Annotated in this window: 26 protein-coding genes; 8 read left to right on the top strand and 18 right to left on the bottom strand. The window is 63.1% G+C overall.

The features are described 5' to 3' along the window. Window positions 1–2 precede the first annotated feature (2 nt). A complete protein-coding gene (gene dapC, locus QZ648_RS10680) occupies window positions 3–1,196 on the bottom strand; it encodes a succinyldiaminopimelate transaminase (protein ID WP_291996991.1) in 1,194 nt (397 codons plus the stop codon). 65 nt (window positions 1,197–1,261) lie between these two features. Between dapC and QZ648_RS10675 the strand changes: the two genes are divergently transcribed. After that, window positions 1,262–2,191, top strand: coding sequence for a DMT family transporter (locus QZ648_RS10675; protein ID WP_291996990.1), 930 nt, complete (start codon window positions 1,262–1,264; stop codon window positions 2,189–2,191). Between the two features lie 25 nt (window positions 2,192–2,216). Here QZ648_RS10675 and QZ648_RS10670 read toward each other — a convergent pair whose 3' ends face one another. Together QZ648_RS10670 and queF are read right to left on the bottom strand one after the other, a co-directional pair. After that, complete coding sequence (locus tag QZ648_RS10670) at window positions 2,217–2,924, bottom strand: UPF0149 family protein (protein ID WP_291996989.1); 708 nt, start codon at window positions 2,922–2,924, stop codon at window positions 2,217–2,219. 4 nt (window positions 2,925–2,928) lie between these two features. Further along, entirely contained in the window at window positions 2,929–3,348 is a 420-nt protein-coding gene (gene queF, locus QZ648_RS10665; protein ID WP_169064753.1) for a preQ(1) synthase, read from the bottom strand. 221 nt (window positions 3,349–3,569) lie between these two features. On the opposite strand from queF, the gene smc reads away from it, so the two are divergent. From smc to def, 6 genes are all read left to right on the top strand, one after another. Beyond that, entirely contained in the window at window positions 3,570–7,076 is a 3,507-nt protein-coding gene (smc, locus tag QZ648_RS10660; protein WP_291996988.1) for a chromosome segregation protein SMC, read from the top strand. Between the two features lie 8 nt (window positions 7,077–7,084). Next, entirely contained in the window at window positions 7,085–8,356 is a 1,272-nt protein-coding gene (locus QZ648_RS10655) for a cell division protein ZipA C-terminal FtsZ-binding domain-containing protein (protein ID WP_291996987.1), read from the top strand. A 17-nt stretch (window positions 8,357–8,373) separates the two neighbouring features. Next, a complete protein-coding gene (ligA, locus tag QZ648_RS10650; RefSeq protein ID WP_291996986.1) occupies window positions 8,374–10,467 on the top strand; it encodes an NAD-dependent DNA ligase LigA in 2,094 nt (697 codons plus the stop codon). Then, a complete protein-coding gene (locus QZ648_RS10645) occupies window positions 10,464–11,012 on the top strand; it encodes a hypoxanthine-guanine phosphoribosyltransferase (RefSeq protein WP_169064749.1) in 549 nt (182 codons plus the stop codon). The genes ligA and QZ648_RS10645 overlap by 4 nt, the downstream gene beginning before the upstream one ends. A 1-nt stretch (window position 11,013) precedes the next feature. Continuing rightward, on the top strand, window positions 11,014–11,757 hold the full coding sequence (locus QZ648_RS10640; protein ID WP_291996985.1) for an S-methyl-5'-thioinosine phosphorylase: 744 nt from the start codon (window positions 11,014–11,016) through the stop codon (window positions 11,755–11,757). Between the two features lie 112 nt (window positions 11,758–11,869). Beyond that, on the top strand, window positions 11,870–12,406 hold the full coding sequence (gene def, locus QZ648_RS10635) for a peptide deformylase (RefSeq protein WP_291996984.1): 537 nt from the start codon (window positions 11,870–11,872) through the stop codon (window positions 12,404–12,406). 568 nt (window positions 12,407–12,974) lie between these two features. On the opposite strand, the gene QZ648_RS10630 is transcribed toward def, so the two are convergent. The 10 genes from QZ648_RS10630 to nifH form a co-directional block, all read right to left on the bottom strand. Next, window positions 12,975–13,238 (bottom strand): hypothetical protein, encoded by a 264-nt coding sequence (locus QZ648_RS10630; protein ID WP_291996983.1) that lies wholly within the window; start codon window positions 13,236–13,238, stop codon window positions 12,975–12,977. Further along, window positions 13,219–13,593, bottom strand: coding sequence for a hypothetical protein (locus QZ648_RS10625; RefSeq protein ID WP_291996982.1), 375 nt, complete (start codon window positions 13,591–13,593; stop codon window positions 13,219–13,221). Before QZ648_RS10625 ends, QZ648_RS10630 begins: the two co-directional genes overlap by 20 nt. A gap of 456 nt (window positions 13,594–14,049) precedes the next feature. After that, window positions 14,050–15,018: a hypothetical protein gene (locus QZ648_RS10620; protein WP_291996981.1), complete on the bottom strand. Its 969-nt coding sequence runs from the start codon at window positions 15,016–15,018 to the stop codon at window positions 14,050–14,052. A gap of 15 nt (window positions 15,019–15,033) precedes the next feature. Further along, window positions 15,034–15,297, bottom strand: a complete 264-nt coding sequence (locus QZ648_RS10615) for a DUF6129 family protein (protein WP_291996980.1) — start codon at window positions 15,295–15,297, stop codon at window positions 15,034–15,036. After that, the gene (locus QZ648_RS10610) at window positions 15,294–16,019 is read right to left on the bottom strand and encodes a dinitrogenase iron-molybdenum cofactor N-terminal domain-containing protein (RefSeq protein ID WP_291996979.1); all 726 of its coding nucleotides are present in this window, start codon (window positions 16,017–16,019) and stop codon (window positions 15,294–15,296) included. Before QZ648_RS10610 ends, QZ648_RS10615 begins: the two co-directional genes overlap by 4 nt. A gap of 97 nt (window positions 16,020–16,116) precedes the next feature. Further along, window positions 16,117–16,308 (bottom strand): 4Fe-4S binding protein, encoded by a 192-nt coding sequence (locus QZ648_RS10605; protein ID WP_291996978.1) that lies wholly within the window; start codon window positions 16,306–16,308, stop codon window positions 16,117–16,119. 49 nt (window positions 16,309–16,357) lie between these two features. Beyond that, on the bottom strand, window positions 16,358–16,585 hold the full coding sequence (gene nifT, locus QZ648_RS10600; protein WP_291996977.1) for a putative nitrogen fixation protein NifT: 228 nt from the start codon (window positions 16,583–16,585) through the stop codon (window positions 16,358–16,360). A 54-nt stretch (window positions 16,586–16,639) separates the two neighbouring features. Next, complete coding sequence (gene nifK / locus QZ648_RS10595; protein WP_291996976.1) at window positions 16,640–18,208, bottom strand: nitrogenase molybdenum-iron protein subunit beta; 1,569 nt, start codon at window positions 18,206–18,208, stop codon at window positions 16,640–16,642. Between the two features lie 204 nt (window positions 18,209–18,412). Then, a complete protein-coding gene (gene nifD / locus QZ648_RS10590) occupies window positions 18,413–19,894 on the bottom strand; it encodes a nitrogenase molybdenum-iron protein alpha chain (RefSeq protein ID WP_291996975.1) in 1,482 nt (493 codons plus the stop codon). Window positions 19,895–20,006: 112 nt separating this feature from the next. Continuing rightward, window positions 20,007–20,897: a nitrogenase iron protein gene (gene nifH / locus QZ648_RS10585; RefSeq protein WP_291996974.1), complete on the bottom strand. Its 891-nt coding sequence runs from the start codon at window positions 20,895–20,897 to the stop codon at window positions 20,007–20,009. 411 nt (window positions 20,898–21,308) lie between these two features. Here nifH and QZ648_RS10580 point away from each other — a divergent pair, with 411 nt between their 5' ends. Next, window positions 21,309–22,175, top strand: a complete 867-nt coding sequence (locus QZ648_RS10580) for an SIR2 family protein (protein WP_291996973.1) — start codon at window positions 21,309–21,311, stop codon at window positions 22,173–22,175. 149 nt (window positions 22,176–22,324) lie between these two features. Here QZ648_RS10580 and QZ648_RS10575 read toward each other — a convergent pair whose 3' ends face one another. From QZ648_RS10575 to QZ648_RS10555, 5 genes are all read right to left on the bottom strand, one after another. Then, window positions 22,325–22,900 carry a nitrogen fixation protein NifQ gene (locus QZ648_RS10575; RefSeq protein WP_291996972.1) on the bottom strand — a complete coding sequence of 192 codons (576 nt, stop codon included), beginning with the start codon at window positions 22,898–22,900 and terminating at the stop codon, window positions 22,325–22,327. Between the two features lie 11 nt (window positions 22,901–22,911). Further along, window positions 22,912–23,274, bottom strand: a complete 363-nt coding sequence (locus tag QZ648_RS10570; protein WP_291996971.1) for a 2Fe-2S iron-sulfur cluster-binding protein — start codon at window positions 23,272–23,274, stop codon at window positions 22,912–22,914. 96 nt (window positions 23,275–23,370) lie between these two features. Continuing rightward, on the bottom strand, window positions 23,371–23,658 hold the full coding sequence (locus QZ648_RS10565) for a 2Fe-2S iron-sulfur cluster-binding protein (RefSeq protein WP_291996970.1): 288 nt from the start codon (window positions 23,656–23,658) through the stop codon (window positions 23,371–23,373). Window positions 23,659–23,882: 224 nt separating this feature from the next. Next, a complete protein-coding gene (locus tag QZ648_RS10560; protein WP_291996969.1) occupies window positions 23,883–25,160 on the bottom strand; it encodes an FprA family A-type flavoprotein in 1,278 nt (425 codons plus the stop codon). Next, window positions 25,160–25,438, bottom strand: coding sequence for a 4Fe-4S binding protein (locus QZ648_RS10555; protein ID WP_291996968.1), 279 nt, complete (start codon window positions 25,436–25,438; stop codon window positions 25,160–25,162). The genes QZ648_RS10560 and QZ648_RS10555 overlap by 1 nt, the downstream gene beginning before the upstream one ends. Window positions 25,439–25,440: the final 2 nt, after the last annotated feature.

The following is a 25,440-nucleotide window of genomic DNA, read 5'->3' as shown; positions in this document are numbered from 1 at the left end:
CCCTAGAGTTTTGAAACGAATGAATGGATGCGTTCGGCAGCTTCGACGCAATCGGCAAGCGGTGCGACCAGTGCAATGCGCACGAAACCGGCGCCCGGATTGATCCCGCGCGCGTTACGTGCCAGGGTGCTGCCGGGCAGAAGGACCACATTATAGTCAGCGAGCAGTCCGCGGGCGAACTCGCTGTCATCGATCGGCGTCCGCACCCAGAGATAGAAACCGGCGTCGGGCAGCGCCGTATCGAGCACTTCGGCCAGGCGCGGGGTGACCGCAGCGAACTTCTCCCGATACTGGCGGCGGTTCTCGATGACGTGCGCTTCGTCGTTCCAGGCGGCGATACTTGCCGCCTGCACGGCCGGATTCATCGCGCTACCGTGATAGGTACGGTAGAGCAGGAAGGATTTGAGCAGCGCCGGGTCACCGGCGACGAAGCCCGAACGCATGCCGGGGACATTGGAGCGCTTGGAAAGGCTGGAGAACATGAGCAGGCGCTGCTCGCCTCGACCGAGCAGACGCGCGGCCTGCAGGCAGCCGAGCGGTGGCTGCGTCTCGTCGCCGTAGATCTCCGAGTAGCACTCGTCGGAGGCGATGACGAAGTCGTAGCGGTCGGCGAGGGCGAAGAGCTGTCGCCAGTCGTCGAGACTGAGGACCTTGCCGGTCGGGTTGCCCGGCGAGCAGACATAGAACAGTTGCACGCGCTGCCATTCGGCCTCGCTGAGGCTCGCGAAGTCGAACGCGTAATCGTCGTCCGGCAGGGTATTGAGAAAGCGCGGCTCGGCGCCGGCGAGATAGGCTGCCCCTTCGTAGATCTGGTAGAAGGGGTTCGGGCTGACGAGCAGCGGTGGGTAGCCGCGCGTGCGATCAATGACCGTCTGGGCGAAAGCGAACAAGGCTTCGCGCGAACCGTTCACCGGCATCACCTGCGTCTCGGGATCGAGGCCGTCGAGGCCATAGCGCCGGCCCAGCCATGCGGCCAGGCTGCGGCGCAGTTCGGCGCTGCCGAGAGTGGTAGGATAGCTCGCCAGTCCGGCCAGGTTGGCGCTCAGCGCATCCTTGATGAAAGCCGGTGTGGCGTGCTGCGGCTCGCCGATCGACAGCCGGATCTCACGCAGGCCGGGATTTGGCTTGATGTCGGCGAAGAGTTGCCGGAGTTTCTCGAAGGGGTAGGGCTGCAGCTTGCTGAGGTGGGGATTCACAGGCGTGATTTTCTCGTCGCGGGGCGCTGGATTGTGCCGAGGATTATAAGGGGCATCGACTGACGGTGAAAGGAAAGGCGCAGCAGATTGCCGGCCTTGGTGGTGCGCGCGAGCAGCGTTTGGCCATCGGCGCCCTGCTCGGCGGGGCGCTGGTCTGGGGTGTCATCTGGTACCCCTACCGGCTGCTCCGTGACGCTGGCGTCGATGGCATTGTTTCTTCGACGCTCAGCTACGGCATTGCTTTCGTCTTCGGCCTGCTGATCTTCCGTCGATCGCCGCTTGCCTGGGCGCCGTCGTGGGCGCTGCTCTGGCTGGCGTTGGCGGCCGCTGGCTGCAACCTTGGCTACGTCCTGGCAACGCTCAACGGCGAAGTGGTGCGCGTCCTGCTCCTCTTCTACCTGGCGCCCTTATGGACCGTCCTGCTGTCGCGCCTGCTGCTCGACGAGCGCCTCAACTACGCCGGTGCCGGCGTCATCGCCCTGTCGCTGCTCGGTGCCGCGAGCATGCTCTGGCAGCCGCAGGCGGGCCTGCCGGCACCGCAGGATCTCGCCGACTGGCTCGGCTTGATGGCCGGCTTCTCCTTTGCCCTGTTCAACGTGCTCTCGCGGCGAACTGGTCATTTACCGATCGAAAGCAAGGTCATGGCCGCCTTCGCCGGAGTGGTGATCGCCGGCGCCCTGCTCCTGCTGGCTGGCGTCGGCAGCCCGGAGCTGCCAAGTGCGCCGTCGCTGTGGCTGTTGCTCGCCGCGCTCGGCTGCGTGCTGGTCGTCGCCAACCTCGTCGTCCAGTTCGGTCTGGCACGGGTCGCCGCCAACCGCGCGGTAGTGATCATGCTCACCGAAATCGGCTTTGCCGCCCTCGCCGCCTGGCTGATCGCCGACGAATCACTGGCGCCGCGTGACTGGCTCGGCGGCGCGCTGATCGTCGCCGCCAGCCTGTTTTCGGCGCGCATGGAGGAGCGCACGGCAGTGCGCCGGCTCGATCGGGAAAGCTGACGGTGGCGCGGGCGCGGTGGCGGTGCTAGGCCCCGCAGCACTTCTTGAACTTCTTGCCGCTGCCACATGGGCAGGGGTCGTTGCGACCGATTTTTGGGGCTTCGCGGCGGATGGTCTTGATGCTGCGCTGGGCGACCCAGAAGCGGTAGATTGCGCTCACCACCTGCGGCAACTTCTCTTCGCATTCCGCCTCCAGGCGGTCGAGTTCTTCACCCGACGGCCACTCCTCGCCAGCGTCGAGGGCGGCTGTTCCAGCGTCGCCGGTGAGCAGGAACAGCGGGAAGAGCAGTTCGTCGAGGTAGGAGATCTCGTCACTGTCTTCCTTCTCGTCGTCGGCTCCCAGGGCGTCGAACCAGTCTTCGGACGCCGCGTCGACACCTTGCAGGTAGCCCTCGCACCAGGGAATGTAATCGCCGGCACTGTTCTTGTCGCCGTCGATGGGATAGAGCAGCAGCAGCGGCGGTTCGCCACTTGCCAGTTCGGCTTCCAGTGCGGCGACGAAAGGGCGCAGCAGCTCGGCGGTTTCTCGGAGGAGGTCTTCGCGGCCCGCCTGGGGCTTGCCGAGTATCTCGCTCAGCCACTGCTCTTCAGCCATCGGCTGCGGGCCGGCAAGCGCCGCACAAAGAAAGCCGTGCGCTTCGTCAAGTTGCATCGTCTCCGGCAGGGCCGGGTCGCCGAGTAGCTGTTCGAGGCGCAGAAGCTGTGGGTCGGCAAGGGTCGCGGGCAGGCTCATGGTTTCAGTCTCGGGTGGGCGATTGGCTGTCGAAGGCGGCGAGTGGAATCCCTGGCGCCGGCGTCCAGCCTGCCTGGCGGTGTTCGGCGACCACCGTCGTGAAAATACCGCCGCGGACGTAGAAGCGTGCGCGCAGCTGCATGTAGCGGGGCTGGGTGGCACTGACCAGGTCGTCAAGAATGCGGTTGGTGACGTCTTCATGAAAGCAGCCGATGTTGCGGAACGACCAGATATACAGCTTCAAGCTCTTGAGTTCGACGCAGCTTTCCTCCGGGATGTAATCGAGGATGAGGGTCGCGAAATCCGGCTGCCCGGTCTTCGGGCACAGACAGGTGAATTCGGGGATTTCCATGTGGATGCGGAAATCCCGTTGCGGTGCGGGATTGGCGAAGGTGGCAAGCGTTTCGGCCGGGCTTGTGCTCATGCTTGTTCCGAGTGACTGGTAGTCCAGGAGGTGTGAAGGGGGCCAGGAAGGCCAAGGGCAGGCAAACTGGCTAGGCAGAATGCTATTATAGGCGACCGATTTTGCACCCGGCTGGAATGTTGCTTGTCATGAGCTTGGCCGGTGCGAGGCGTCATGCGCTCGCGGCAAGGCTTTTTTCCGATTTCTTCCCGCGCGGCTGAGCAGGCTGCGCTGCAGTGTTGATGCGCCTGACCAGACTGAAACTTGCCGGCTTCAAATCCTTTGTCGATCCCACGAACATCGCGCTGCCCGGGCAGTTGGTCGGTGTCGTCGGGCCGAATGGTTGCGGCAAGTCGAACGTGATCGACTCGGTGCGCTGGGTGCTGGGCGAGTCGAAAGCGTCGGAGTTGCGTGGCGAATCGATGCAGGACGTGATTTTCAACGGTTCGGGATCGCGCAAGCCGGTGTCGCGGGCGGCGGTCGAACTGGTCTTCGACAATACGCTGGGGCGGCTTTCCGGGCAGTGGTCGCAATATGCCGAGCTGTCGGTCAAGCGTTTGTTGACGCGAGCTGGCCAATCCGAGTACTACATCAACAACCTGCACGTTCGCCGCAAGGACGTTACCGACCTTTTTCTCGGCACCGGACTCGGTCCGCGTGCCTACGCGATCATCGGCCAAGGCACCATTTCGCGAATCATCGAGGCCAAGCCCGACGAGCTGAGGGTTTTTCTCGAAGAAGCCGCTGGCGTGACGCGCTACAAGGAGCGGCGCAAGGAAACCGGGCATCGCCTTGCCGACACCCGCGAGAATTTGACCCGCGTCGAAGACATTCGCTTTGAACTGGCTTCGCAGATGGAGCGCCTTGAAGGGCAGGCTGGTGTCGCGCGCCAATATCGCGCCTATAGCGACGAGCTGACACGCAAGCAACAGCTGCTGTGGCTGTTGCGCCGTAACGAGGCACAGTTCGAGCGCGAACGGCTGACGCGTGAAGTTGAGCAGGCGGGCACCGCTCTCGAAGCCCAGAACGCCGTACTGCGCGAACTCGAGGCGCGTCTCGAGGAGGCCCGCGAAGCGCATTTCGTGGCCAGCGACGGCGTGCATGCCGCGCAGGGGGAATTGTTTGCTGCCAATGCCGAAGTCGCCCGGCTTGAAGCCGAGATCCGGCATCGTCGCGAATCACAGCGCGAGTACGAAACACGTCTCGCGCAGCTCACTGCCGATCGACAGAATTGGCAGCAGCAGGCCGAAAAACTGGCCGGCGAAGAGCAGCGCTGGCAGGACTTGCTGGCGCTGGCCGACGAGCGCGTCGAGCACGGCCGGCTACGCCTGGAGGCGCAGCAGGAACGCTTGCCGCTGGCCGAGGACAGCCACGCCGCCGCGCGCCAGGACGCCAGTCGCCAGCGTGCCGAGATCGTCCAGGCCGAGCAGCGGCTGCATGTCGAGCAGGCCAATCGCGGGCACGCACAGCGTTCCTTGCAGAGTGTCGCCAGTCGGCGCGAACGCCTGACGCTCGAACGCCAGGCGCTGCCGCTTGCCGACGCTGGCGAGTTGATCGAGAAACAGGAGGAGCTGCTCGAATTGCGTGCCACGATCAGCGTTGCGCTCGACGAGCAGAAGGCGCTGCAACTGGGCTTGCCACATCGCGAACAGCAGCGGCGCGAACTTTTGGTTGAAGTGCAGCATGCGCAGAAAGAGCGCGCCGAGGCGACGGCCCGTCGTAACGCGTTGCAACAGTTGCAGCAGCGGCTGCAGGCGAACGGAAAACTCGAAGACTGGTTGCGTCGGCATGGTTTGCAGAATGGCGAGGCGCTATGGAAATCGCTGCGCGTCGAAGCCGGCTGGGAAGCCGCCGTCGAAGCGGTGCTGCGCGAACGCCTTGGCGCACTGCCGGCGGACGCTGCCGACGCGGCCTGGAGCACCGACCGGCCGGGTAGCAAGCTGACTTTGCTGTTGCCATTGGCCGGCGCGACCGCGCGCGATGTCCTTGACGGCAAAACGCTGCTGGCCCGTATTCGTTGCGACTCGCCGCAGTTGTCGGCGATTCTTGCCGACTGGCTCGGCGAGGTGCTGACGGCGCCCGATCTGGAAGCGGCGCTGGCGCTGCGCGGCGACTTGTCGGCGAGCGCCTGTTGCGTGACGCCCGGCGGCGACCTCGTCAACCGCCAGAGCGTGACCCTGTTCGCTCCGGATAGCGGTGAGCACGGACTGCTCGAGCGGCAGCGCGAGATTGACGGCCTCGCGGCGGTGATTGCTGAGCGCGAGGAAAAGCTCTTGCAGGCGCAGGCCAGGCTCGGCGAAGTCGAGCAAAGTCTGCAAGATAGCCAGCAGACTCTGCAGGAGTCTCGCCAGCAGCTTGGCATTCTGCAGAATGAGGCGCATGCCCTGCAGGTGGAGACGCTGAAGCTGGCGCAGGCACGCGAGCGTTGCAGCGAGCGGCAGGCGCAGATTGACGACAACCTGGCCGAGCTGGCCGGCGAGGAAGAGAACGAAAGCGAGCGCCTGTTCGTTGCCGATGAGGCAATTGATGTGCACAGCGAACAGCTCCGTCAGTTGCAAAACCTGATGCAAGCCGCGCAAACGCTTTTCGAGCAGGCCGAAGGCGCTTTACGTGAGCAGCGCGAGCAGCTTGCCGGCTGCGAACGCGAGCTGCGCGAAGCCGAGTTCTCGCAACGCGAGTGCGGCAACAAGCTGCACGAGCTGGCTTCCGGCCGCGCGCTGGCGAGCCAGCAACTGGCGCGCGTGCTTGAAGAGCTGCGGCGCTGCGAGGAGAACGCCACGGCGCTGCAGGCGGACGATCTGGAGCCTCGCTTGCAGGCCGCGCTGGATCATCGCGTCGCTCGCGAGCACGCGCTGGCGAGTGCTCGCGATGGCCTGGAAATGGCGACCAACGGCCTGCGCGCGCTGGACGAACAGCGCCTCAAGGCAGAGCAGAGTCTCGAGCCGCTGCGCCACCGGATCGGCGAACTGAAGCTCAAGGAGCAGGCGGCCGCACTCAACGTCGAGCAGGCGGCGCTGCAGTTGGCCGAGGTCAAGGCCGACGAGCCGTCACTGGTCGGCGAACTGGATGGCTTGCGAGCGGCGCCTTTGCAGGGGGCAATTACCTCTCTGCAGCGCTCGATCGACGCGCTTGGCGCGGTCAACCTGGCGGCGCTCGACGAACTGGAAGCGGCGCGCGAACGCAAGGGCTACCTGGATGCGCAGTCGGAAGACCTGACGCAGGCGATGGAAACACTGGAAAACGCGATTCGTCGTATCGACCGTGAAACGCGCGACCTCCTGCAAAGCACGTACGATGCAGTGAACCGCAGTTTTGGCGAGCTTTTTCCGGCGCTTTTCGGCGGTGGCGAGGCGCGGCTGATCATGACCGGTGAGGAAATCCTCGACGCCGGGCTGCAGGTGATGGCCCAGCCGCCAGGAAAAAAGAACTCGACGATTCATCTTCTCTCCGGCGGCGAGAAGGCCTTGACGGCAATCGCCCTGGTGTTTTCCATGTTTCAGCTCAACCCGGCGCCGTTTTGTCTGCTTGACGAAGTCGACGCACCGCTTGACGATACGAATACTGAACGTTTCTGCTCGATGGTGCGACGAATGTCGACCAACACACAGTTTCTGTTCATCAGCCACAACAAGATTACGATGGAGATGGCGCAACAGCTTGTCGGAGTGACCATGCAGGAATCCGGCGTCTCGCGCATCGTTGAAGTTGATATGGAAGAAGCGCTACGCATGCGCGAGCAACTCGTTTAGGAATAGATATGACCGACTTGCAGATGGGTTTGATCGGCTTCGGCGGCGTCGCCGTGCTGGGGGTACTGGCTTACAACAAATGGCAGGAGCGCAAGCACCGCAGAATGGCCGAGGAGCTCCTCGGTGCGCGCCAGACAGACGTCCTGCTTGACGAACCGACGAGTGCAGCAGGTGCTGCGGCGTCGAAAGATGGCGCGCCTCGCGCCACTCAAGAACGTGTCGAACCCTTGCTGCGCTCCGAGCCGGAAGAACTCCAGGTGCCGGATGAGCCGACGGCGAGGCCGCCAACGGCGGACGACAGCGGCGATCCGAGCCACACAGCCGCCGCTGCCAAGACCTCCCCGAGTGTCGCAGCGGAGTCGGTTGCGTCGCGCTCGTCGCCCGCGTCGTCCCCTGCCACCCCGTCGCCGAAGCACGCTGTAGACGACCAGGGTGGGCTCCGGGACAGCCCGGCACCGCTTTGCGTGCTGTCGCCGAAGATCGACTACATCGCCGCGATCCAGGTGGTCGAACCCATCGCCGGCTACCGTATCCGTGAAGCACAGCGCGCCACCCTGGAACGGCTGAGCAAGGCGGTGAACTGGATTGGTCACAACGAAGACGAGCATGCCTGGGAGCCGATTCTCGATGACAGCAAACGCGAGTACCGGCATATTCGTGTCGGCTTGCAACTGGTGGACCGCAAAGGCCCGCTCGCCGACCGTGAGCTATCGGGTTTCAAGGTCGCGATGCAGGAAATGGCCACCGAGCTGATGGGTCTTGCCGAATTGCCGGCACGCGAGCCAGCCTTGCGAACGGCGGCACAGCTGGACGAGTTCTGCGCCGGCGTCGACATCCAGATCGGTGTCAACGTGATCAGCCAGGGGCAGGTTTTTGCAGGCACCAAACTGCGTGCGCTGGCTGAAGCGACGGGCATGGTCATCGACAGTGCCGGGCGTTTTGTCCGCTGTGATGACAACGACAATGTCCTCTACATGCTGGTGAATCAAGAGAGTGATGATTTCTCGGCCGAGGCGATGAAGACGCTGAGTACGCACGGGGTGACCTTTCTGCTCGACGTTCCGCGCGTGGCCCATGGCGATCGAGTGCTGACGCAGATGTTTGAACTGGCGCGGCGCTTTGCCGAAGCGCTCAACGGCGTGCTGGTGGACGATAACCGCCAGCCCTTGTCGGAGGCTGCTCTCGAGCCGATCCGTCAGCAGGTGCTGCAGTTCCAGGCGGCGATGGCGGCGCATAAGCTGCCGGCTGGTGGCCCGCTGGCGCAGCGCCTGTTCTCCTGAATCCCGGAAGTGCCGCGATGAGTGCCAGCGATCGCGTGCAGGCCTTGCGGGCGGCGATCGAGCGGCACAACATCGAGTATTACGCCCGCGACGCGCCGCTGATCGGTGATGCCGAATACGATCACCTGTTCGCCGAGCTGCAGGCGCTCGAGGCCGAACATCCGGAACTGCTGAGCGTCGATTCGCCGACGCAGCGCGTCGGTGCGGCGCCGCTGCCCGAGTTTGCGGCGCTCGCGCATGCGACACCGATGCTGTCGCTGAACAATGCCTTTGCCGAGGACGAAGTCGCGGCTTTCGACCGTCGTGTCCGCGACGGGCTGGCCGTTGGCAGCGCGGCTGAAGTCGGCGTCGAGGTCAACTACTCGGCCGAACCCAAGTTTGATGGTCTGGCCGTCAGCTTGAGCTATCAGGATGGCCATCTGCTGCGTGGCGCGACGCGCGGCGACGGCTCCAGCGGTGAGGACGTCAGCGCCAATCTGCGTACCTTGCGCAGCATTCCCCTGCGCTTGCAGGGCAGCGATTGGCCGGCCGTTCTCGAAGTGCGTGGCGAGGTGCTGATGCTGCGCAGCGATTTCGCGCAGATGAACGAGCGACAGCGCGATAAAGGCGAGAAAGAGTTCGTCAACCCACGCAACGCCGCGGCTGGCAGCCTGCGCCAACTCGATCCACGCATCACCGCGACACGTCCTTTGCGTTTCTTTGCCTATGGCGTCGGCATTGCTGAAGGCGCCGCCTTGCCGGCGACCCATAGCGAACTGCTCGATCGGCTCGCCGCCTGGGGCTTTCCCGTTGCCCGCGAACGGCGCCGTGTTGCGGGCCTTGCCGGCCTGCTCGCCTACTACGCCGAGATCGGCCGCCAGCGCAGCGCGCTGCCCTACGATATCGACGGCGTGGTCTACAAGGTCGATGAACTGGCGGCGCAGGCACGTCTGGGTTTCGTTTCACGCGCGCCACGTTTCGCACTGGCGCACAAATTCGCCGCCGAGGAGGCGGTCACCGAGTTGCTCGACATCACTATCCAGGTCGGCCGTACTGGCGCGCTGACGCCCGTGGCACGGCTCAAACCGGTTTTCGTCGGTGGCGTGACGGTGATCAACGCTACTTTGCACAACGAGGACGAGATTCGCCGCAAAGACGTACACATCGGCGACACCGTCGTCGTTCGCCGGGCCGGTGACGTGATCCCGGAAGTCGTTCGCGTGCGGCCCGAAAAACGGCCCGTCGATGCGCGTCGTTTCGCCATGCCGAAGAACTGCCCGGTTTGCGGCTCGATCGTTGTGCGCAGCGAAGATGACAAGGGCGAAAAGGGTGAAAAGGGCGACAAGGGTGTCGCGGCGGCGGTGGCGCGCTGTAGCGGCGGACTGTACTGCCCGGCGCAGCGCAAGCAGGCCTTGCTGCATTTTGCTTCACGGCGGGCGATGGACATCGAGGGGCTCGGCGACAAGCTGGTCGAACAACTGGTCGATAACGCCATCGTGCGTACGCCGGCGGATCTCTACCAGCTCGGCGTCGTGGCCTTGGCCGGGCTCGAGCGCCTTGCCGAGAAGTCGGCCGGGAATCTGCTCGCCGCCATCGAGAAGAGCAAGCAGACGACTCTGGCGCGTTTCATCTACGCGCTTGGGATGCGCAACGTCGGTGAGGCGACGGCCAGGGAGCTGGCGCGTCATTTCGGAAGCCTGCAGCGTCTGCTGACGGCCGATGACGCGCAGCTGCAAGAGGTTGCCGACGTCGGCCCGACTGTCGCCCAGTGTGTTCGCCAGTTCTGCAGTGAGCCGCACAACCGGATGGTCATCGAACAGCTGCGCGCCGCCGGGGTGAGCTGGAGCGAAAGCGAAGGCGCCATGCCCAGCGCTGGCGCAGTCGCCGGCAAGGTTTTCGTGCTCACTGGAACACTGCCTTCGCTGAGCCGCGATGCTGCTGGGGAGCTGATCATGGCGGCGGGTGGGAAAGTGACCGCGTCGGTGTCGAAGAAGACCCACTTCGTCGTTGCCGGCGCCGAGGCCGGCAGCAAGCTCGAGAAAGCGCAGCAGCTCGGCGTGTCGGTGATTGACGAAGGGGAATTGCTGGCCTTGCTGCAGGCAAGCCCGCTGGCAGTCCCGGAAAGCACATGATGGACGGGCAAGCGGCAATGACGCTGCTGGCTGGCGCCGATCTGATCCACTCGGCCGACACGGTCGCCGCCGCAGTGAGCCGCGTCGCGCGCGAGATCAGCAGCCGACTGCATGCCAGCCAGCCGCTGGTGTTGTGCGTCATGAAAGGGGGCGTGCCGTTTGCGGGCCAGCTACTGACGCAACTGACTTTTCCCCTCGACTTCGATTACCTTGACGTCAGCCGCTACGGTCAGGCAACGGCAGGCGGCGCGCTGTCGTGGCGTGTCGAGCCGTCGCTGGCGGTGGCCGGGCGCACGCTACTGGTGGTTGACGACATTCTCGACGAAGGCATCACGCTGGCCGCGATTCGCGATCGCCTGTTGCAAATGGGGGCGGCGGCTTGCTTTACGGCCGTTCTCGCCGACAAGTTAAATGGTCGAAGGAAGCCTCTGCGCGCCGACTTCGTCGCCCTGACCGTTCCCGATCGCTTCGTTTTTGGCTTCGGCATGGACGCCCGCGGCGCGTGGCGCAATCTGCCGGCGATCTACGCCATGCGGGAGGATTGAGATGTTGGCAATCATCGGTGGCAGCGGTCTGACGCAGCTCGCCAAGCTGGAAGTCGGGCAGCGAAAAGTGGTGAGCACGCCCTACGGTGAGCCATCCGCCGCTCTCAGCTTTGGCCATTTCGCCGGCCGACCGGTGGTCTTCCTGGCCCGTCATGGCGATCAGCACAGCATCCCGCCACACCAGGTCAACTACCGGGCAAACCTCTGGGCGCTGGCGGAGGCACGGGTGCTGGGCATCGTTGCCGTCGCTGCGGTCGGCAGCATTCGCTCCGACCTCAGACCTGGCGACCTGGTTCTTCCGGACCAGATCATCGACTACACCTGGGGGCGTCCGTCGACCTTCCACGAAGGACCCGGTGCCGTGGTAGCGCACATCGACTTCACCGAACCTTACGATCAGGCTCTACGCAGGCGCTTGCTCGACGCGGCGGCGACGATTGGCATCAGGCTCGGTGCTGCTGCGGTCTACGCCGCGACGCAGGGACCGCGTCTGGAATCGGCCGCCGAGATCAACCGCCTCGAGCGCGACGGCGCCGACGTCGTCGGCATGACCGGCATGCCAGAAGCAGCTCTGGCACGCGAGCTGGCGCTGCCTTACGCGGCTCTCAACGTGGTCGCCAATTACGCCGCCGGGCGCGGCGAGAGTCGTGCCGGCATCAGCCTCGAAGCGATTCACGCGGTCTTGGCGGCGTCAATGCAGCAGGTGCATGCGATCATCGAAGCGATGCTGCGCGACGATGAGTAATGTGGAAGTAGCGCCCGCGACTCACGAATCTCCTTTCTCCCCCGGCGGGAGAAAGGCTGGAAAAGAGGGGGAACGGTCATGACTTTCATGATCCGGGGTATCTCGACAGGTCATGGCCGTTAGACCTGTCCTGAGAATGGGTGACGCGCGTCTCTGGCAGCAAGCCAGGGCCGTCGAGCGTTTTGCCACGGCAGAACTCGAAGCGCTGATCGTCGACATGGAAGACACCATGCGCGACCTCGACGGTGCCGGCCTGGCCGCACCGCAGATTGGCGTCGATCTGCGCGTCGTGATTTTCGGCATCGACGCCAATCCGCGCTACCCCGATGCCGAACAGGTGCCGCGCACAGTCTTGATCAACCCGGTCCTGACGCCGCTGTCGACCGAGGTCGAAGACGGCTGGGAAGGCTGCCTCTCGGTGCCCGGCCTGCGCGGCTGCGTGCCGCGCTGGAAACATCTCCACTACAGCGGCTTCGACCCCAGCGGGCAGAGCATTGAGCGAAGCGTTTGCGATTTTCACGCCCGCGTCGTGCAGCATGAATGCGACCACCTCGACGGCATCCTGTATCCGATGCGGATCAAGGATTTCAGTCGTTTCGGTTTTGTCGACATGCTATTCCCCGAGGGGGGTGTGGCTGGGGACGAATAGCAGCGGTCACGGCCGTTTTGCGGAATGTGGATCGTGGAGCGTTGAGCTGCTGGATTTTGTATTCTTTCCCTGCCTGGTCCATAGGCGGACACCGTCCGACATGGGGGCTATCCGGAGTCCACGGTCTGTGACGACGCCCTGATGGCGGGTGATCGGACTTTCCTTGGCCGGCGCGGCTTCCGTGAAGCGAGTTGTAAGCGGAATTGGCTTTAGGCGATTTCTGTCAAAGAACATACCATCTTGCTTGTCTTTTCGCCCGTCTTCTTTGTTACGACAACAGTTACGTAGTTCGACTATGCGCCTGTTGTCGCGCCTTGAAGCCGACCGAAAATCCGGCGCAATCTGGTACGTTCTTTTCCGGCAATCGCCTTAACGATCATTGCATAGCGGGTAGCCACCCCGTATCATGAAACATATTGAGGCGCGGTCTGCTCGCCGACCAAAGTTAGAGGCACCAGGGGTGGTGCTTGACAGAGGCATCAGAGTGGGTCCGCCCGGCTCTTTTCCTGGCATCGCGACGTCATTGTCGGCGATGCTTTTTTGCGTCCGAAGATGGCGTTGTTTCACATTAATCCTTAATGGGACCTTTGAGTAGAAGACACAATTTGGCTTCGTCGATCGACCGCCCGACAACCAGCGCCGCCGCAAGGTCGGAGCGCAGGCAAGCGGCGAATTTCAAGCCATGGCGCGCCGCCAGTTTTGCTCCGAGCGACGCAATGGTCGAATCCTCAAGCCGACTATGAATCAGGTTTGGTACCGGAACGCCGGCATCTACCTCCACCCACAGATCGTCCGCCCGCGTGCTTCCAAGCTCACCGAGTCTGAGCGCCAAGGCACCATTTGCCGCGCCACCAGCAAAGGTCCACCAGCGATGGCGCCCCGAAGGCTGGTGCTCTAGCAGGAATCGGATCGACATCACCAAGTTCGGTGGAGCCGTGACGTGCCGCTAGCGTCATCGGGGTCGCAAACGCCGACAGCAGGTCAAGGAAATGAGCGCGTCCGAACAGTTTCTCGCCTTCGGGCCCCATCGACGCGAGGCCGCTACTGATGAACAGGACGCCTTTGGCCTCCATGAAATCAAACACCGTCGCTACCGATTCCCGATCGAACTCGGGGAACTGAGTTCGCGCCACGCCAACCACTTCGTGCGCAGGTCGGCCTGGGTATTCGAGCACGAGCGCGATCATCTGCTGCGCCACCACGTGCCACGGTAGCGGCGGCAGTTTGATGTGTCGACATACCTCTCGCGCCACAGCGTGGTGATCGGGAAGTTCGTTCAGCCGCCGTTTCGGGGCGTTTGCTCATAGTGCCCGTGTGGTCAGAGGATCTTGAGCCCGCAATGCGGGCAGCACCGCGGCCGATACACTTCGGGGGTTTGCCTGGCGGCCTCAAGATGCAGCTCGATCGTCTCGATGCCGGCTACAATTCGTTGCATGGGCTGGGCTCTTTTCTATGTGGGTTGTCTCGATAACTTTCCACGATAGTAGAGGCGTTCCGGACCATCTTTCGTTCATTTCGTCCCAGCCTCGTTCAGGCACCCCGCCTTTTTTCGCCCTCGCCGTTCACGGGATATGTCACGTCGTCAGTTCGTGGAGAGCGGCGGACGTAACACCTGCGGCGAAATGCGTGTCGCCTGTCCTGCGCTAGACGGTGTAAGGTCGATGCAACCATTTGCGGACGACGTCGATGTCGCGCTGGGGGAGGTAGGCGAAGCCGGCTAGCGAATCCTCGATAACGGTCGCGGCGACCCAGTGCGGTACGTTCTTGCCAGCGAGCATCAGAAAGTACCAGGCCATCGGGTAACCCGCCTGGTGGTCGAAATGGGCGATGTCTTCGTTGAGCTGGAGGCCGTGTACGCCCAGGTCGGCGTCGAAATCCGGCGGATTTCCGCCCTGCGTAGCGATTGCCTGGGCGTAGAAAACCGCCTGCTGGTAGCGGTCGAGATGTTCGCGGGTGGCGATCACCCAGTGATTGCAATAGGCACTTGTGTTGCCGGCGCTGCTGCGCGACCAGTCGTCGAGCATGCGGTGGATTGGCGCGGGCTCGACCCTTTGCGCGAGCATTCGACGCAGATGGGCACCGACATGCTGCAAGCGCCGAAAGGCGTAGAAGGGCAGGCCCAGCGCGAGTGGCTTGTCGGCGCCGGTGCGCGGGTCGAGCAGCTCGTCGAGAGTGTCGGGGTGGTTGGCAAACAGCTGATGCGCGCGCATTTCCTGAAGATCTTCGATCTCCAGTTGCAGAAAATCTGCGCTTCCGGTGCCGGCCGTGGCGACCAGGTAATGTGTCTGGCCGACCAGGCGGGTGGCGTAGAGCCGCTGATCGGCAAACTCGTCCATCAGCCCGGCGAGATCTCCGCCGCTTTGTGCGAGGGCTTTTTCGGCCCAGTCGCCGAGATTGTCGGAAAGGCGCTGGGCCCGATCGTCGACGATTCCGCCTAGGCGATACCAGCCGCCGCGGCTCATTACATGGCGGAATTTCCACTCCGGCAACGCCTGGGTCAAGGCCTTGACCAGCGCGCCTGGGCCGCTGCTGACTGGCACCTTCAGGCAGGTTTCGACGATAGCGGGGGCGAGCGACTTGCAATGTTCCAACCAGGCCAGGGCTTCTTTCATCGGGATTTCTCGGGATCATTCGTCATCGACCCTGGTGGCCAGCAGAACGCCGGTGGCTGACGCAAGGTCGCTGGTCAAGGACAGGCAGTGGCCGGAAGCGCCGGCAATCAGGTAGAGGTCGTAGCCGTCGATGCCGAGCACCGGCTGGTGGCACGGCGAGACGTCATCCGTGCTGCATTCGCTGAAGTGTAGTTCGGGGAAGAGTTGGCGCATGGCGCTGGCTAGCGGATCAATCTGCGCCGCGGCAGCGAGCTGCGTGAGTAGCTCCGGGGTGATCATTGATCGGCGTCCAGCGCCGCTTCGAAGTGGGCCAGCGAAGCCGCGGGAACGCCCATGATCTGCGCCAGCCAGGGAGGTGGGCTGGCGAGGCGCTGCTGCAGCTCGGCGAGCAATGCACGCGCGCCGCCGCCGTTCGCCAGCTTGATCGGATGGATTCCGGCGCGTACCACCTTGGCGGCTGCCGGGCCACCGATCGATTGAACATAGACGATCTGGCAATCATTGATCAGGGCGGCGCGCGCGTCGTTGCGGTCTTCGGCGGCGTCGGCTTCGACGGTGGTGCGCGCGGCAATCAGCTTGACCGCCTCAGGAGCCAGCTGATAGATCAGGAAGCGCTCACACGAGCCGAAGTGGCCGTCGAGGTTCTCGCCGCGATTGGCCGCGACGGCGACGCGGATCGAGCCCGGCATTTCGCCGCCGCGGTAGGGGTCGAGTAACGGAAAGTCCTGATTGCTGATGCCTTCACCCCAGAGCAGGCGAACGGCCTGTTTCAAGGCGTCGGCATCGACCCCGACATGGCACGCCTGCTCGGCGAAGTCGCCGGCGAGAATGACGCGCAGGTCTTCGACACTCAGCGTGGCCAGTTTGGCTTCGGTGAGAGGTCTTTCAAGCCGCTCGATCAAGGCGCCGGCCAGGGCGCGAACCTCGATACCATTGAGGGCGCGGGCCGCCAGCGCGATGCGCAGTGCGGCTTCGCGGGAAGCGATGGGGGTAGCGGACATGAGGCTCTCCGGTCAGGTGGTGGCAGGTTCCGGAGCGGCGGTGCTGGAGGCTGTCGTCGACAATGCTGCCGATACGATGGGCGTGCACCGCCGCTTCTCAGGCGTAGCTGATACAGCCCGCCGGGCAGACGTCGACACACAGCGGTGTATCGTTGTGGCCGTCGCATTCCGTACATGTGTCGGCAGCAATCTTGTAGAAGATCTTGCCGGCGCTGATTGATTTGGTCGGACAAACCGGTTTGCAGTCGCCACAGGCGGTGCACATGTCCGAGTCGATTGTCATTGCCATGATGGTTCTCCTTGCTTGTTGGCCGATAGCCGAATGTGCCTGTCCGTCGCTAGTCCTCTGCTGCGCCGAGGCGCCTGGCACGCAGGGAAATCGGCAGGCGCGGCGGCTTGGCGATGGGCTCGATGTAATAGGCGCCACCATTGTCCAGCTTCAGTTCGCCACCCCATTTCGCCGCGCTGTCGAATTCGATCGACTCAATCGAGGCTTCCAGATCGCGCTTCGGGAGGTAAAACACCAGCCCGCCGCTGTCTGCTTGCCGGATCATGATGTTGGCCATGTTTGTAACACTCCTACAGGACCGGCGGGGCACAGACCCCGCCGGCGGTGCGCATCAGCGCACCAGGTCAAAGTTGTAGTCGGTGGTCCCCATGCCCATGGTTTCCTTGTCGAGTTGCTCGAGAACCGCGTTGGTCAGCTGGGTGACGATGGACATCATTCCCTCGTAGCCGAGCGTCGTCTGACGGTGCAGGTGGTGGCGGTCGAAGATCGGGAAACCTAGGCGGATCAGCGGCACTTCGAACGCCTTGCCCTTGTAGAGCGTGTCGCGCTGAATAAACTTGCCGTAGGAGTTACCGATCAGGAAGTCCGGCTGCTCGGTGAAGCACAGGCTGCGCAGGTGCCACAGATCCTTGCCGACATGGACCTTGCCGTTGACCCCGAACGGGCTCGTAGCCAGCAGGCTCTCGACGGACTTGCCCCAGCGCTTGTGGGCGTTGTTGCAGAGGACGTGCGTCGGTTCGGCACCGCACTCGAGCAGGACCTTGACCATCCCGAGAACGAAGTCCGGGTCGCCGTAGAGCGCAAACTTCTTGCCATGCAGCCAGGCATGGCTGTCGGTGATCAGATCCACGCAGCGGCCGCGTTCCTTGACCAAGGAATCGGGGATTTCCTTGCCGCTCACCTCGGCAACCTTCATCAGGAAGTTGTCGGTCCAGTCCACCCCCATCGGAATATGCAGCTTGGGAATCTCGTGGTTCCAGGTGTTCTCCACGAACTTGCGGGTTTTTTCCAGATGCGCGGGTTGCAGGAGCAAGGTTGTCAACGCGTTCGGCGCGTCCTTGACCTCGTCCATGGTCGTGCCACCGGCGTACATGTGGAATTCGCCGTCGGCGGGCGTATCGAAGACATCGCTGGGATCGCAGAGCAGCGTGCAGGCGACGTCCATCTCGGCGAGCATGCGTTTGATCACCCGGTAGTTGCCGAGGTAGGTCTCAAAGCCGGGGACGACGTTGACCCTGCCGTTGGCACCGACCTGCTTGCCTTCCATGTTGTTCAGCGTCAGGTAGCGGATGATGCCTTCGAACATGTTGTCCCAGCCGGTGGTGTGCGAGCCGACGAAGGATGGCGTGTGCGCGAAGGGGACCGGGTAGTCCTGCGGAATGTGGCCCTCCTTCTTGGTGTTATTGATGAACGCGTTGAGGTCGTCACCAATGACTTCCGCCATGCATGTGGTGGACACCGCGATCATGTCGGGCTTGTACAACGCCCTGGCGTTGGCCAGGCCGTCGTACATGTTCTTCTGCCCGCCGAACACCGCCGCATCCTCGGACATCGAGTCGGAGACGCAGGAACTCGGTTCCTTGAAGTGGCGGTTGAAGTAGGTGCGGAAGTATGCCACGCAGCCTTGCGAACCATGCACGTAGGGTAGGGTCTTGTGAAAACCCGAGGCGCAGAGCACGGCGCCCAGCGGCTGACAGGCCTTGGCCGGGTCGACCGTCAGCGCCTGACGGGCGAAGTTGAGGTCCTGATACTCCTGGGTGGTGGTCCACATGAAGGTCTCGTAGACCTTCTCTGGTGAGTGTACCTCCTCGAACAGCGCCCGCTTGTCGCCGAGCGACTTGGCGTAGTCGTCGTCGCCGAAGAGTGGGTAGCAGGGTTTGATCTTTTCAGTGGTTTGCATGACTATCTCCTGGCCGGTGCCGCTCATCCGCGGACGCCGGCGCGCGCTTCAAAAGGGGTGCCGCAGGCCTGCCCGGGCTCCGCCACTCCCGCCTCGGGCCGCCGCGCCGAGAGGAAGCGGCACGGCAGGCTGTTGGCGGCCTTGGCGAATACCGTGGTGGCGGAAATGACGGAGTGGGCAGGTTCATGGACATGGATCGTGTGATCAGGCGGCCTTTTGCGGCTCCTGTGACGCTTCTGGAACTGCTTTCTTCCAGGGCGGGACGAACTTGCTCCATACCGGGCTGGACAGTGCGATGTCCATGTCGCGGGCGAAGATCGCGAAACCGTCGTAGCCGTGGTAGGGCCCCGAGTAGTCCCAGGAATGCATCTGCCGAAACGGAATCCCCATTTTCTGGAAGATGTACTTCTCCTTGATCCCCGAGCCGACCATGTCCGGCTTGATCCGCTTGACGAATTGCTCCAGTTCGAAGCCGTTGGCATCGTCGTAGATCAGGGTTGCGTTGCCCATTTCCTTGATTGAGCGGTCGTAGTCGTCGTTGTGGCCGAATTCGTAACCGGCACCGACCACTTCCATGCCCAGGTCTTCGTAGGCGCCAATGATGTGCCGCGGGCGCAGACCGCCGACGTAGAGCATCACCTTCTTGCCCTGCAGCCGCGGTTTGTACTTGCCGATGATGGCGTCCATCATCGGCTGGTAGCGGGCGATCACCGCTTCGCACTTCTCCTTGATCGAATCGTCGAAGAAGGCAGCGATCTTGCGCAGCGACTCGATGATCTTGGTCGGGCCGAAGAAGTTGTACTCGAGCCAGGGGATGCCGTACTTCTCTTCCATGTGCCGGCTGATGTAGTTCATCGAACGGTAGCAATGCAGCAGATTGAGCTTGACTTTCGGGGTATTCATCATCTCGGCCAGGGTGCCGTCGCCGGACCACTGCGCGACGACGCGCAGACCCATCTCCTCGAGCAGGATGCGGCTGGCCCAGGCGTCGCCGCCGATGTTGTAGTCGCCGATGATCGCCACATCGTAAGGCGTCGACTGAAAGGGCTGGCCGTCGCGCTTGCCCATCACCCAGTCGCGAATGGTGTCGTTGGCAATGTGGTGGCCGAGCGACTGCGACACCCCCCGGAAGCCCTCACAGCGGACCGGGACGATCGGTTTGCCGGTAGCCGCCGAGGATTTCTTGGCCACCGACTCGATATCGTCGCCGATCAGGCCGATCGGACATTCGGACTGGACCGAACTTCCCTTACTGAGCGGGAACAGCGTCTCGATTTCCTCGAGCAGCTTGGCCAGCTTTTTGTCGCCGCCGAAGACGATGTCCTTTTCCTGGAAATCGGACGTGAAGTTCATCGTCCCGAAGGTGTCCACCCCGGTAGTGCCGACGTAGTAGTTGCGGCGACCGGCGCGTGAGTACTGGCCGCAGCCGATCGGGCCATGCGAAACGTGGATCATGTCCTTGATCGGGCCCCAGACGACGCCCTTTGAACCGGCGTAGGCGCAGCCGCGAACGGTCATCACTCCGGGTAGTGTCTTGCGGTTGGCGGTGATGCATTTCTTCGACTGTTCGATCGATTGATCGTTGACCGCCAGATGCTTGGCGCGGTCCTTCCTGGCTTTTTCTGGATAGACCTCGAGCACCTCGGCAATCAGGGCTTCGGTTTCTTCGCGGGACAGTGTGCTCATCTTTTCCTCCTGACGCCGCCACCCATCTGCGGCCGGCGTACGGGTTGAGGGGGCGGGCTCGCGCTGCAAGCCCGCGCTGCGTTGCCTGTTTCTGTTGCCTTTGCGCTGTCGCTCAGGCCGCCTCGACGGCCAGCTCGGCAGCCGTCTTGCCGATGATCGTCTGATCCTCGACGCTCATGATTCCGTACTCCATCAGCAACTCTTCCAGCTGTTCCATCTCGATCGGCGTCGGAATGACGAAGTTGGTGTTGGCGACGATCTTGGCGGCCAACTGGCGGTACTCATCGGCCTGCCTGTGCTTGGGGTCGTACTCGATGACTGTCATGCGGCGGATTTCGGCGTGCTGAACGGCGTTGTCGCGTGGCACAAAGTGGATCATGGTGGTCCCCAGCCGCGCCGCAAGAGCCATCACCAGCTCGTCTTCGCGGTCGGTGTTGCGGCTGTTGCAGATCAGTCCGGCAAGGCGAACGCTGCCCGAATTGGCGTACTTGACGATCCCCTTGCAGATATTGTTCGCGGCGTACATGGCCATCATCTCGCCGGAACAGACGATGTAGATTTCCTGCGCCTTGTTCTCCCGGATCGGCATCGCGAAGCCACCACAGACGACGTCGCCTAGCACGTCGTAGAAGACGAAGTCGAGTTCCTCGTCATAGGCGCCTTCTTCTTCGAGAAAGTTGATGGCGGTGATCACGCCACGGCCGGCACAGCCGACGCCGGGTTCCGGGCCACCGGATTCGACGCACTTGATGCCACCGAAGCCGACCGACAGAACGTCTTCCAGTTCCAGGTCTTCAACCGATCCGGCTTCGGCAGCCAGATGCATCACCGTGGTCTGTGCCTTGCTGTGCAGGATCAGGCGTGTCGAGTCGGCTTTCGGGTCGCAGCCGACGATCATCACTTTCTTGCCGGCTTCGGCGATCGCCGCCACCAGGTTCTGAGTGGTGGTCGACTTGCCGATCCCGCCTTTGCCATAGATGGCACACTGACGGAGTCTTGCCATGGTGTAATCTCCTTGCGTTGTTGGTTGATTTGCGAAAAATCAGTAAGCGTCGCGCTCTCTCTTCCGCAGGATGCGTGCCAGGTCGACGAAAATAAAGCAAGCGATTGAATTCACAAGAGAAACGAATTCAGAGCTGGCGCCCGGCGAGGCGCCGAGGTGCGACAAGCGACCGACGTTTTGTCGGGGTGACGACAATGTTCGTTATCGCGCATGCCAGCGTGGCGCTGCGAGCGGGAATGCGGGAATGCGTGAATGCGGGAATGCGAGTATGTCCGGGAAGCGCCCTGCCGCGCTGTAGCAAAGGCGACAAATCTGCGCGTCGGTGTTCGCAGACGCCCTTCGTTGCGGGCATTCGGTTCCGGCCCGGAACTTGCTCGAAACGTTCTGCATCCCCACTACAGAGCGTATCCCATGACCCCAGAACTGCAGCACAGACTTCTCGTCGGCCTCGCTGATGGCAGCATCGTTCCCTATCTTGGTCCCGGCGTATTGGCCGACGTGAGTAATGTTGCGACGGGCGCTTCGATTCCCGCCGACAGCGATTCGCTGATTTTGGCCATGAATGGCGGCAAACCGATGGCGCACAAGCTGATGTACGAATTCCCGCGCGCCGCGATGAATGTGGAACTTAAGCGCGGCCGCAACGCGGTGAGCAAATTCCTCAGTCACACCTATGGCGAGACGGCGTGGACGCGCGCGGCGGTGCACGACTGGCTCAAGGAGATCGGCCCGCGCTACGTCGTCGACATCAACCGCGACACGCAACTGCAGGATTCGCATGCCGCGCGGCCGCACAATCTGATCGTCGGCATGGCCCGCCTGGGCGGCAGCGATTTTCGCTACAAGCTTTACGCCTGGGACGGCGGCGCCTATCAGAGACGCGCGGTGATCGATCCGGCGCTGCCGATCCTGTTCAAGCCGATGGGCACGCCAAAACCCGAGCCGACCTACGTGGCTTCGGATGCCGACTACGTCGACTACATTACCGAGCTTATGGGCGGTTTCGCCATTCCGCCGGAGGTCAAGGAACTGCGCCGGGGCAAGCAATACCTGCTGATGGGCTTGCGTCTGAACCGCGACACCGAGCGCATGGTGATGGCCGATATCATTTACGCGGCGGCTAGGCCGGCCGGCTGGGTCCTGATCAGCAAGCCAAGCGACAAGGAGCGTCGCTTCTGCGCCAAACTCGGCCTGGTGCTGATCGAGTCGGATGTCTTCGCTTTCCTTGACCTGGCTCGTTCCCGCGCGCGGCCTCCGAGTCAAACCGTGCCGGCCTGACGCGGAGCAATCACCGCTGCGGCCTGGCCGGTGCTGCGCTACAGGTTTTCCGGGTAGAGAGTGGTAGGTGGTAGGGAGGGGCCTTGGCCAGCGTTTCGGGATTGCTCAGGGCCCGTCGGATTGCTCGGGGCCCGTCACGGGCAATCGCCTCAGTTCTCCGGAGCGAAGCATTCCGTGTAGTCCTTGCATTCGCCACAGGACGGGGCGGGACAGACATAGATGCCTTCGCGCGAACAGAACTGCCGGTAGAGGAATTTCTTCCACTTCATGTCGCCGCTGTTGGCGGCGGCAAGTTCTGGAAAGTTAAGCCACATCAATGCCGTCAGTTCGTCGCGGTCGATCAGGCCCAGATCCTGCCAGAGGTGGTCGCAGCCGGCGCAGGCAGTAGCGACGGTCGCCGCAATCCACGCTTCCGAATGGCGCTCGCCAGCGCGGTGATCGAGCAGCAGCTGGTGCAGCTCGCTCCATTCCGGGACTTGTTCGATGCGACGGCCGGCCTCCCTGGCAGTCGCCGCGTAGCCGGGGAAAAAGTCGGCGAGCAGCTGCCGGTGGTCCTTCGCGCCCAGGCCTAGATCATCAGGCAGACAGCCGGCATACGCTGCCTGGCTGGCAATCATTCTGGCGAACAGGAAGCGGTTGGGGTCGCTGGCGGCGGTGCTGGCCGGAAGGGCGAGCAGGTCGGCCGGCAGGATTGCAGGCCAGGGCAGGCGATCCGGGGCGTTCATGATGACCTCGCTTATTTGCTGGGATACTCAACCAGGATGTCCTCGTCGCGGACCACCATCTGACAGGCCAGCCGCCACTGGGTCGGCGGGATGTCGTCGACGTACATCTTCTCGATCTCCGCCTTGCTGATGTGGCCGAGGTTGCTCAGTGCGGCCACTTCGCGAACATTCAGTGGCCCGCCCATTGGCCGGCGCTTGTCGTCGACGGAAGAAACCTTCACCAGGCAGGTGCCGCAGTCGCCTTCCTGGCAACCGAAGTCGATCGGGATGTGATGCTCCTTGGCCAAGGCGAGGATGGTCTGGGTGTGACTGCCGGCGACGGCATAGACCGTCTTGTCTCTATGCAAGGGGCTGCTGAAAGTGATGAGTGCCATTTGTGTTTCTCCTGTAGAACGGTTGCGAAGAACGTCAAAATCTGATTTGTGAGGCGGTAGTCGCTTGCGGACTACGAGACGAGGTCGCGCTTCGGCTCATGCCGGCACGACGACGATCTCGCCACCGAGGATTTGCGCCTGGCAAGCCAGCCGGTGGCGGCGCGGCGCCAGGTTGTCCTTGAGCACCTGATCTTCGAGAATGCTCGGCGGGGCGAAGTTTTCGGCGCCCGATATGATCTTGGTCAGGCAGGTGCAGCACTCGCCTTCGCGGCAGCCGTAGACGATGCCGGCACCGACCTTTTCCGAGACTTCGATCAGGCGGGTGCCGGCCGGAACGGTGACCGAGACGTCGATATCCTGAAAAGTGACTTTTGCTCTTGGCATGTTTATCTCCTGTGTCTGGCGTCAAAGTCGCGTTCGCGAGTTACGAATCTCCCTTCTCCGCCTGCGGGAGAAGGGGCGGTGTGGTGGGACGGGCCGATCCGGGGAGCATGCTCCCTGCCCGTGGAAGGATTCCAGCATGCAAGCCGGACTCCGGACTGCAAGTCGAGCGGACCGGCGATGGCTTTCATGATCGGGAGTGACTGCACATGTCATGACTGTCTGGGTCAGGCGAGAGCCGCCAGATCCATTTCGCGGTGTTCGATCTGCCCGGTCAGGTGACGAGCCAGGTTCTCACCCAGATTTCGGCAGAGCGCGAGTTCGCCGGCGTCGGGTACCAGCTTGATGCGCAGGCCGTCGACCGGTACGCGCAGCTTCAGACCGCGCAGGCGATCCTCGATCATGCGCACGGCTTCGCCGCTCCAGCCGTAGGAGCCGAAGGCGGCGCCGAGCTTGCCCTTAATATTGACGGTGGTCAGCGACGAAAGCAGGTCCCAGATCGGCTTGACCGCGTCGGCATTGATCGTCGGGCTGCCGAAGGCGAGGCCGTCAGCTTCCTCGACGAGGTCGGTGAAAGTGCCGGCATCGCTGCCCTCGAGGTCGTACAGCGAGACGCGCACGCCGGCTATGCGCTCGGCGCCTTCGGCGACCGCTTTGGCCATGCGCCGGGTGTTGCCGTAGGCGGACAGGTAGAAGACGAGCAGGGTCTTCTCGCTGCGGGCCTTGTTGCTCAGGCGCGGTGTTGCCATTTCGCGGTAGCGGCGCAGGTAGTCACGGGGAAGGTGGCGTAGGATCGGTCCGTGTGCCGGCGCTATCAGGTGCAGCGCTAGGGGTTCGATTAGCGCCAGCGCGTCGAGCACGTGCTCGCGGAAGGGCCGCATGATCTGCGCGTAGTAGTACTCAAACGAAAAGCGGAAATCGCCGACGCGGTCGTTGAACAGGCGCTCGTCGCAGAAGTGGCAGCCGAAGATGTCGCCGGTGAACAGCAGCCCGTCTTCTTCCAGATAGGTGCACTGCGTGTCCGGCCAATGCAGGTAGGGCGTGTGCAGGAAGCGCAGCGTACGGCCACCGAGCTCGACCGTATCGCCGGTGCTCACCGGGACGTATTCGGGGGCTTGCCCGCCGCCGGGTTTGAGCAGTGCCTTGAGCATCATCTGGGCGCGGCTCGAGAGGTAGACCGTCGCCTGCGGCGCACGCCGCAGCAGTTCGGGCAGGGCGCCGCTGTGGTCGGGTTCGAGATGATTGAGGACGATGGTGGTGATTTCGTCGTAGCGCGCCACCGACTCCAATCGCCGGAAGAAATCGTCGGCGAAATGTTCCTTCACCGTATCGATCACCGCCACCCCGTTCTCGCCGCGCACGAGGAAAGCGTTGTAGCTGGTGCCGTTGGCGGTCTTCAGAATGATGTCGAAGTTGCGCAGCTGCGGATCGAAGGCGCCGACCCAATGAACGCCCGGCGCAATTTCGACGGCGGCGTCACCGGGAATCGCAGTGAGCATGGCCATCAGTCAGCCCCCTGCCACAGGCCGAATTCGATCAGCCTGGCGACTGGGATCCCGGTCAGCGATCCGGGCGGGTTGAGATAGGCACCCTGGCTATCGACGATCGCCGCTTCGATCGGACAGATCGAAGCGCACTGCGGTGCTTCGTGCTCGCCCAGACATTCCGTGCATTTGCCGGAGTCGATCAGGAAATGCGGGCGAGCTTCGTAAATCGCCTGCTGCGGGCAGACCTCGATACAGGCCCAGCAATTGAGGCAGGCGGAGGTGATTTTCAGGGCCACGC

Source organism: Candidatus Accumulibacter sp. ACC012, assembly GCF_907163155.1.
Classification (GTDB): Bacteria; Pseudomonadota; Gammaproteobacteria; order Burkholderiales; family Rhodocyclaceae; genus Accumulibacter; species Accumulibacter delftensis.
Note: the sequence above shows the minus strand (reverse complement) of the source record. Positions and strands in the feature narration are given on the sequence as shown.

Excerpts from the sequence above, each read along its gene's own strand:
- QZ648_RS10670 (WP_291996989.1), bottom strand. The coding sequence starts at position 2,924 with ATGAGCCTGCCCGCGACCCTTGCCGACCCACAGCTTCTGCGCCTCGAA.
- queF (WP_169064753.1), bottom strand. The coding sequence starts at position 3,348 with ATGAGCACAAGCCCGGCCGAAACGCTTGCCACCTTCGCCAATCCCGCA.
- smc (WP_291996988.1), top strand. The coding sequence starts at position 3,570 with ATGCGCCTGACCAGACTGAAACTTGCCGGCTTCAAATCCTTTGTCGAT.
- QZ648_RS10655 (WP_291996987.1), top strand. The coding sequence starts at position 7,085 with ATGACCGACTTGCAGATGGGTTTGATCGGCTTCGGCGGCGTCGCCGTG.
- ligA (WP_291996986.1), top strand. The coding sequence starts at position 8,374 with ATGAGTGCCAGCGATCGCGTGCAGGCCTTGCGGGCGGCGATCGAGCGG.
- QZ648_RS10645 (WP_169064749.1), top strand. The coding sequence starts at position 10,464 with ATGATGGACGGGCAAGCGGCAATGACGCTGCTGGCTGGCGCCGATCTG.
- QZ648_RS10640 (WP_291996985.1), top strand. The coding sequence starts at position 11,014 with ATGTTGGCAATCATCGGTGGCAGCGGTCTGACGCAGCTCGCCAAGCTG.
- def (WP_291996984.1), top strand. The coding sequence starts at position 11,870 with ATGGCCGTTAGACCTGTCCTGAGAATGGGTGACGCGCGTCTCTGGCAG.
- QZ648_RS10625 (WP_291996982.1), bottom strand. The coding sequence starts at position 13,593 with ATGATCGCGCTCGTGCTCGAATACCCAGGCCGACCTGCGCACGAAGTG.
- QZ648_RS10620 (WP_291996981.1), bottom strand. The coding sequence starts at position 15,018 with ATGAAAGAAGCCCTGGCCTGGTTGGAACATTGCAAGTCGCTCGCCCCC.
- QZ648_RS10615 (WP_291996980.1), bottom strand. The coding sequence starts at position 15,297 with ATGATCACCCCGGAGCTACTCACGCAGCTCGCTGCCGCGGCGCAGATT.
- QZ648_RS10610 (WP_291996979.1), bottom strand. The coding sequence starts at position 16,019 with ATGTCCGCTACCCCCATCGCTTCCCGCGAAGCCGCACTGCGCATCGCG.
- QZ648_RS10605 (WP_291996978.1), bottom strand. The coding sequence starts at position 16,308 with ATGGCAATGACAATCGACTCGGACATGTGCACCGCCTGTGGCGACTGC.
- nifT (WP_291996977.1), bottom strand. The coding sequence starts at position 16,585 with ATGGCCAACATCATGATCCGGCAAGCAGACAGCGGCGGGCTGGTGTTT.
- nifK (WP_291996976.1), bottom strand. The coding sequence starts at position 18,208 with ATGCAAACCACTGAAAAGATCAAACCCTGCTACCCACTCTTCGGCGAC.
- nifD (WP_291996975.1), bottom strand. The coding sequence starts at position 19,894 with ATGAGCACACTGTCCCGCGAAGAAACCGAAGCCCTGATTGCCGAGGTG.
- nifH (WP_291996974.1), bottom strand. The coding sequence starts at position 20,897 with ATGGCAAGACTCCGTCAGTGTGCCATCTATGGCAAAGGCGGGATCGGC.
- QZ648_RS10580 (WP_291996973.1), top strand. The coding sequence starts at position 21,309 with ATGACCCCAGAACTGCAGCACAGACTTCTCGTCGGCCTCGCTGATGGC.
- QZ648_RS10575 (WP_291996972.1), bottom strand. The coding sequence starts at position 22,900 with ATGAACGCCCCGGATCGCCTGCCCTGGCCTGCAATCCTGCCGGCCGAC.
- QZ648_RS10570 (WP_291996971.1), bottom strand. The coding sequence starts at position 23,274 with ATGGCACTCATCACTTTCAGCAGCCCCTTGCATAGAGACAAGACGGTC.
- QZ648_RS10565 (WP_291996970.1), bottom strand. The coding sequence starts at position 23,658 with ATGCCAAGAGCAAAAGTCACTTTTCAGGATATCGACGTCTCGGTCACC.
- QZ648_RS10560 (WP_291996969.1), bottom strand. The coding sequence starts at position 25,160 with ATGGCCATGCTCACTGCGATTCCCGGTGACGCCGCCGTCGAAATTGCG.